Below are 6,223 nucleotides of genomic sequence, written 5' to 3' on the forward strand. Positions count from 1 at the left end.
GCGGTGGCGATTGACGCGGGACTCTCGACGCTGATCAGCCAAGCCCTGTTCTCGATGGTGGAGAACAACGGCAACCTGCTTGCGGTGTTCAAAGACCTGGGCTCGGCGGACTTCCTCGTCCAATTGGTGACGGCCATGGCAACGGTGGGTCTGACCTCGGGCCTGAGCAACGGGGCGCTCGGCGCCCTGGGGTTGGACAGTCTGGTGGGCCAAACGACGCTGACCTTGGCGCAGCGGGCGCAACGGGCGGCAGTCTTGATCGCGGTGCGCACCTCGGTGAATACGGCAGCGAAGGTGCTGATCCGGGGCGAAAAGCTCGACAAGGCGCTTCTCGCCAGCCTGCGGAGTTCCGCGGCTGCGGCCATTGGGAGTGAACTGACCCAGGAGATCGGCGAGGCGGTTCTCGCCGATGACATCGATACGGCAACTCGCCTTATCGCCCATGCCGCCGTTGGCTGTGGCACAGGAGCGATTGCGACGGGGGATTGCGCATCGGGCGCCGTTGGGGCGGTCACTGGTGAATTGGCTGGCATGGCCTACGCGGCGGCTTTCGCAGACAAGATCCAAGCGGACTTGAAGGAACTGGATAACCAAGGAGCAACTGTCGACGATCCCCGCGTGTTGAACGCGATCGCAGAGTGGCAAGCTGGCGGAGCGAATATCGCGGCCTTAGTCGCCGGATTAAGCGGAATACTTATTAATGGTGACGCCGACCTTGCCGCACAAACCGGACAGACAGCGGCGGAGAACAACGCCCTTTTCACCACGATCATGGCGATTATCGCGGTCGGCGCCCTGTTCCTCGAAGTTACGGACAAGGTCCTTCTCGCCGATAGCGCGGTCAGCACCGGAGAGGCCGCGCTTGCTTGCAGCAATGGGAGCGCCGCAGCTTGTGGGGAGGCACGGGAATTGGCGAGTGGTCTGGCGGTGGACCTGGGTCTGGAGTTCACCATCGGGGCAATTATCCCTGGCAGTCTCGCGGCCAAAAAGCTCTTCCAAGCAATCGTTGCCCATTCCGATCCCGCGACTGCGGTCAAGTTGACTAAGATGGCTGTGAATAATGCCCCTATCCGTCTGCCGGAAAACCCTTCTCAGATAGGTCACATATTTAGAGACATGCCTGGGCATTTGCCCGACACTCCGAAAAATAGGCAGTTACTCCTCGATACATGCAATAATTCCGAAAACATTTTGGGACCCAACAGATTTGGAAATGAGGTTTATGCTTTGATTCAAGCTGATGGTTCTCAAATTTGGGTCGAAATTAGAAATGGAGTGATCCAGAATGGAGGTGTCAATACCCCACCTCGGACATGGATTCCAGGGAAAGGACTGCAATAATGAACGATACAAAAATGACAGAAAAAGAAGCATACCTAGCAATGTTTTCATTTCTAGAGGATTATTATAATAGAACAAAATTGGATGAAATCGGATCATTGCTTAGCGGAATGTGCATTATGAGTGATGAGATGCCTATGGACAAAGCCTATTGGTACGAATGGAAAAAGGCCGTTCAGAAGTCTCGCGATGGAAAAGTCGATGCTGAAGTTCGGTTTTCACCTGCAGATTTATCCAGCAATGGACAAGTCTCTGGAAGAAATCAAGGCGGAGCTTCTCGAAATTTGAAGTGAAAATGATAGGCTCTATTAGCAGATCGCGTTGACTTGCTATAAAGTGGGGAAAATGCAGGAGTTTAGGCAACATGGACCACAAGAGCTTTCACCGCTGGTTCTGCGAGATCGATCACCTCACGGAAGCGCAGAAGGCGAAGGTGTTGGAGACCCTGGCCGATCACCCACCTGGGGTCGCTTCCGTTGTTGCTGTCGAGCAGAGCGTCGGTGCAGATCGGACCTGTCCGCACTGCCAGGCGCCAGGAGCGGTCGCGAATGGCAAGAACCGAGGCCTCCAACGCTATCTCTGCCGGTCCTGCAAACGGACGTTCAGCACGGCCACCGGCACACCGCTTTCCGGTCTGCACCACAAAGACCGCTGGCTTGAAATGGCTACGGCTAATGCGAATAGGATCATCCCATAAATTGCAAAAAAGAATGACCAAGAATCTGGAGCTGTCCTTGATTTGTCTGAATCTAGCGTGAGTGTTGAAGAACTTGGGGATGTGCTCGCTAGGGTAAGAGGAGCTGGGGCCATAAATATTAACGAAACTATTGTAATAGGGAGATGATATGCCGTCGATTATTTGTCGCTGCGGAAATCGCTTGAGGTTTGGGGTTATTCCAAATTCTTTAGAGTGGTTAATAATATCAGATAGTGATTATGAAAAAATAGAAGGAAATATTGATTCTGAGGAACTTTATATGAAATTTAAATCTATTATTAAATGCGATAACTGCAGAAAGATTTGGATTTATTGGAATGGATTTCAGGATGAACCTGTTTGTTATAAGGAAGATAACTACCTCGAGGAAGGCGAAAAATAGGACACCGCCCATTGATGAACTGGGTATGTAGTGCTGGGATGACGCGGGACTCTCGACGCTGATCAGTCAAGCCCTGTTCTCGATGGTGGAGAACAACGGCAACCTGCTTGCGGTGTTCAAAGACCTGGGCTCGGCGGACTTCCTCGTCCAATTGGTGACGGCCATGGCAACGGTGGGTCTGACCTCGGGCCTGAGCAACGGGGCGCTCGGCGCCCTGGGGCTGGATAGCCTAGTGGGCCAAACGACGCTGACCTTGGCGCAGCGGGCGCAACGGGCGGCAGTCTTGATCGCGGTGCGCACCTCGGTGAATACGGCAGCGAAGGTGCTGATCCGGGGCGAAAAGCTCGACAAGGCGCTTCTCGCCAGCCTGCGGAGTTCCGCGGCTGCGGCCATTGGGAGTGAACTGACCCAGGAGATCGGCGAGGCGGTTCACTTTAACAACATGGATACGGCCACGCAGTTGATTGCCCATGCGGTGGTTGGCTGTGGCACGGGCGCGCTTGCCTCGGATGACTGTGCGTCGGGCGCGATTGGTGCCGTTGCCGCAGAATTGGCCGGTGTGGCCTATGAAGCGCTGTTCGCCGACCAACTAGACAACGATTTGGCGGCCCTTAAGGCACAAGGAGTGACGGACCCCCAGGATCAGCGGGTCCTGGACGTACTCCAGAGTTATCAAGCGATGGGCATTAACCTGTCCAAGCTCGCTGCGGCTTTCACAGCCATCGTTGCGAATGCGGACGCCGATGTGGCTGTTCAAACGGGCGGAACTGCAGCCGAGAACAACTTTTTCGGGCTTGCCGCCTTATTTGCTGCAGCGGCGGCGGCTCTGGACGTGGCCGATAAGGTTCTGGTGACCATCGACGTCGCCAATTTGGTTGCCCTGCAATTGGCTTGTGATGGCCGCGGAGACCCAGCAGCTTGTGCGGAGGCAGACGAGCTAGCCAAAAGCCTTGCTCTCGACGCAACCATCGAGATCGCCACGGGTACGCTCCCGGGCAACAAGGTGGCCACGGACGCATTTCGGTGGCTCGCGAAACGCGCTTCAGGCGTGAATCCCAAAGTGGCTGCGAAACTCGAGAACTATGCCGCCAGCTTCAACCTGCCAGAAGGCTACCGGGAGATCGGTAGCGTGGGAGCAGATGTTATTGATGAGGATTTGCCAGTCGGGTATCGTCGGGTCACGGATCCGGACGGAAACATTGTCTTTGCTCACGAAAATGGGCAAATATATACTCGTATCGGCGACATCCCAGAGGTGGATAGCGTAGCTGTATTTCAATATCCTGATGGCAGCTTCAGGACCGCCGATGGAAAATTTGCTAGTCAAGGAGGATTTCCTGCTCCAGGAAGCAAATCAGCACAAGAATATACTCAATTTTTGCGCGATAATGGATTCGATGTCGTTGGAGAGGAGCTAACTGTGCGTGGGGCTGTTGGAAATAGACGGTATGACGCAGTAGTTCGTGATAACAAAGGAGAACTTTGGGGAGTGGAGTATAAAAGTGGAGGAGCGAATAAGACAAATCAGCAAGATTTTAACGATATGTACATTAATAGATTTGGCGCAGATGGGGTGGGTCAAATTTCTGGGGAAATTATAGTCGGCAATATAACGATATACCTGCCATGACAATGAAGCTAGAAGTGGAAAATAAGAAGCCGATGTCACCAAAGAATTTTTCTTCTATTGAGAGAAATCTTCGGGCGCTAAAAAGTTATGGCCCTCATTCATTTGCTATTTTAAGCAAAGATAATGGAAGCTACGTTCAAGTAGCTGGAGGGAGGGTCACCTGTGTTGTTGAAATGAGAGACGGAGAAAGAAAGAATCATTTTCGTGCTCATTTAGAAGAAAAAAAAGTCCCATTTGACGAAAGGTTGACAATAGCATTTGGTGGTGGAAAGTTAACGGTAGATTTGGATGAGATTCTTTTTATTGAAGATGTTATAAAGATATTTAAGGCATTTTTCGAAGATGGCGCGATGCCAAATGAAATAAAGTGGAGAGATATTTCTGTGTGTTTGAAGTAAATAGTGGTTTAAATTTTAGAGTCCATCCGAGGAGTTTTCTAAGATTTTTTATGCCTTGTGATTCTGCATAGCATTCTCGATGTGCCAGGACGAGTTCAGTCACGTGTTAATCTTGCGAACGGTTCAACTCGATATACTCCGCTAAACGATGCAGGAAACCCAGTAGCCTCTGGATGGGATCATGTGGTTGCCCGTCATTTTGGTGGAACAAACACCCAAAGCCAGTTCACGTTGCCACAGTCTGATGTGCAAAGGATTTTGCAATCTGATCGGGTAGTTTCCGCCCCTGTATCAGAGATAAAAATGATCAATGGCACGCCGACATACGTGAGAACCGTAGACGTGGGGCAACCTGTTGGGACAGTTCGTCAATCACACGGAGGTGGATTGACTTCAAGGATTACGGTTCAAACCGATAGCGCTGGCAATTTGATAACAGCTTATCCAGTGCCATAAGAGGCCTTCATGGAATTAAATACACGCAGAGATCATTTTTCCTACTTCCTTGGTTTTGTGGCAAGAACACAAGATCGACTACTCCGAGATGTTGAGAAATGGTTTTCTGAAAGAGGGTATTCAGAGATATTTTCGGAAGAAATATTTGAGTATTGTCCGTTCAATGACAATCAGAAGCATATTATCCGAAGCTATCAGATATTCGAAAGCGGCAAAAGATCTGATCTCATTTCTCGAATAATTGAATTAGTAGGAGAGTACCTATTTCTTGCCTCTGATTTTGAACCAACATGTTGTGGGGATGGTCGTACATTCTATGAAAAAACCCTAAATCAGGAGATTGTTCTTGTGTGTGATAGGTGTGAAGTAGCTTATTCTCTTAATGAGCATCCAATACAAATAGGTTCACGTAAGAAGATGACGAAAGTCGAATTTACGGAACTTTTCGATGGGTGCACGGCAGAAGACTGGCCATATCACGTAAGGGTCAGAGAGTTATTGGGCTCCTTGCCAGTTAACTCCCCCCACCAATAATGAGAAAAGGCTTATCCCTTTGGATCCGGGACCGCATGATGTGGTGACAATCGGCTTTGACCAGCACAAAACATACGGTGAACAAATGCTGTTTTTGGAGCCTGCCCATGAGCGCGTTTCCTCGATCCCTGCTCGAATTCCAGCGCCAATTTCCGGCTCGGCGGTGCGGACGGTCCTGTCGCAGTCCCTGGCGGGCTTCACGGCGCTGTTCCGCCCGGCGGCCCCCTCCTCCCGGCACCTGTACGAAACCCGCTTCGACTACACGGACTTCGGCACCTTCTACGGCTCGGATTATTTCCAGGAGCAGACGGGGATCAGTTTCTCGGACCCCAATGTCATGACCCTGGGCGACGCCACTTTTGACGCCCGCACTGTGGCGAGCGAAATCCAGCGGATCGCCGGGAAGCGGTGGTTGAACCCCTCGGTGACCAACGACACCCTGCAGGTCAAGGCGCTGATCGACAACGCCGCAGCCCAGGCCGACGGCCTGCAGCTGACCCCGGGGATTGCGCTGTCGAAGGAGCAGGTGGCGGCGCTGAACTCGGACATCGTCTGGTGCATCGACCCAAACGAAGGCTTTCGCCTGAGTTTGGAAAGTTGATGCACAAATAAAAGACCAGTGCTTTTGCACTGGTATGTCACCAAGCAGATCGACGGCAAAAGCGTTCTGGTGCCCCAGGTCTATCTGGCCTCGGCCTCTCGCGGTCGGATCACCCAGCAGGCGGCCCTGGTGGAGGGCGACAGCGTCACCATCATTGCCGACG

The 6,223-nt window shown here is 52.0% G+C and carries 7 protein-coding genes and 1 pseudogene; all 8 read left to right on the plus strand.

All coding sequences use genetic code 11. The annotated features are described in order from the left end of the window. Window positions 1-1,341: DUF637 domain-containing protein (locus ACLIRY_RS26370; RefSeq protein WP_413208404.1), on the plus strand; the 1,341-nt coding region annotated here is incomplete at its 5' end. Then, window positions 1,341-1,634: a hypothetical protein gene (locus ACLIRY_RS26375; protein WP_413208405.1), complete on the plus strand. Its 294-nt coding sequence runs from the start codon at window positions 1,341-1,343 to the stop codon at window positions 1,632-1,634. The genes ACLIRY_RS26370 and ACLIRY_RS26375, both read left to right, overlap by 1 nt. Before the next feature lie 71 nt (window positions 1,635-1,705). After that, window positions 1,706-2,038: a transposase gene (locus ACLIRY_RS26380; RefSeq protein WP_413208406.1), complete on the plus strand. Its 333-nt coding sequence runs from the start codon at window positions 1,706-1,708 to the stop codon at window positions 2,036-2,038. A 148-nt stretch (window positions 2,039-2,186) separates the two neighbouring features. Continuing rightward, window positions 2,187-2,441 (plus strand): hypothetical protein, encoded by a 255-nt coding sequence (locus ACLIRY_RS26385; protein WP_413208407.1) that lies wholly within the window; start codon window positions 2,187-2,189, stop codon window positions 2,439-2,441. Window positions 2,442-2,496: 55 nt separating this feature from the next. Then, a pseudogene (locus tag ACLIRY_RS26390) lies at window positions 2,497-4,071 on the plus strand (DUF637 domain-containing protein); the annotation flags it as partial. Continuing rightward, window positions 4,068-4,469 (plus strand): hypothetical protein, encoded by a 402-nt coding sequence (locus tag ACLIRY_RS26395; protein WP_413208408.1) that lies wholly within the window; start codon window positions 4,068-4,070, stop codon window positions 4,467-4,469. The pseudogene ACLIRY_RS26390 and the gene ACLIRY_RS26395, both read left to right, overlap by 4 nt. Before the next feature lie 465 nt (window positions 4,470-4,934). After that, on the plus strand, window positions 4,935-5,459 hold the full coding sequence (locus ACLIRY_RS26400) for a hypothetical protein (protein ID WP_413208409.1): 525 nt from the start codon (window positions 4,935-4,937) through the stop codon (window positions 5,457-5,459). 43 nt (window positions 5,460-5,502) lie between these two features. Next, the gene (locus ACLIRY_RS26405) at window positions 5,503-6,060 is read left to right on the plus strand and encodes a hypothetical protein (protein WP_413208410.1); all 558 of its coding nucleotides are present in this window, start codon (window positions 5,503-5,505) and stop codon (window positions 6,058-6,060) included. The last annotated feature ends 163 nt before the right edge of the window (window positions 6,061-6,223 follow it).

It is taken from the genome of Rhodospirillum sp. A1_3_36 (genome assembly GCF_047263945.1).
Taxonomy (GTDB): domain Bacteria; phylum Pseudomonadota; class Alphaproteobacteria; order Rhodospirillales; family Rhodospirillaceae; genus Rhodospirillum.

What these genes read in the sequence shown, in the direction of transcription:
- ACLIRY_RS26375 (WP_413208405.1), top strand. Translation starts at nt 1,341, where the DNA reads ATGAACGATACAAAAATGACAGAAAAAGAAGCATACCTAGCAATGTTT.
- ACLIRY_RS26380 (WP_413208406.1), top strand. Translation starts at nt 1,706, where the DNA reads ATGGACCACAAGAGCTTTCACCGCTGGTTCTGCGAGATCGATCACCTC.
- ACLIRY_RS26385 (WP_413208407.1), top strand. Translation starts at nt 2,187, where the DNA reads ATGCCGTCGATTATTTGTCGCTGCGGAAATCGCTTGAGGTTTGGGGTT.
- ACLIRY_RS26395 (WP_413208408.1), top strand. Translation starts at nt 4,068, where the DNA reads ATGACAATGAAGCTAGAAGTGGAAAATAAGAAGCCGATGTCACCAAAG.
- ACLIRY_RS26400 (WP_413208409.1), top strand. Translation starts at nt 4,935, where the DNA reads ATGGAATTAAATACACGCAGAGATCATTTTTCCTACTTCCTTGGTTTT.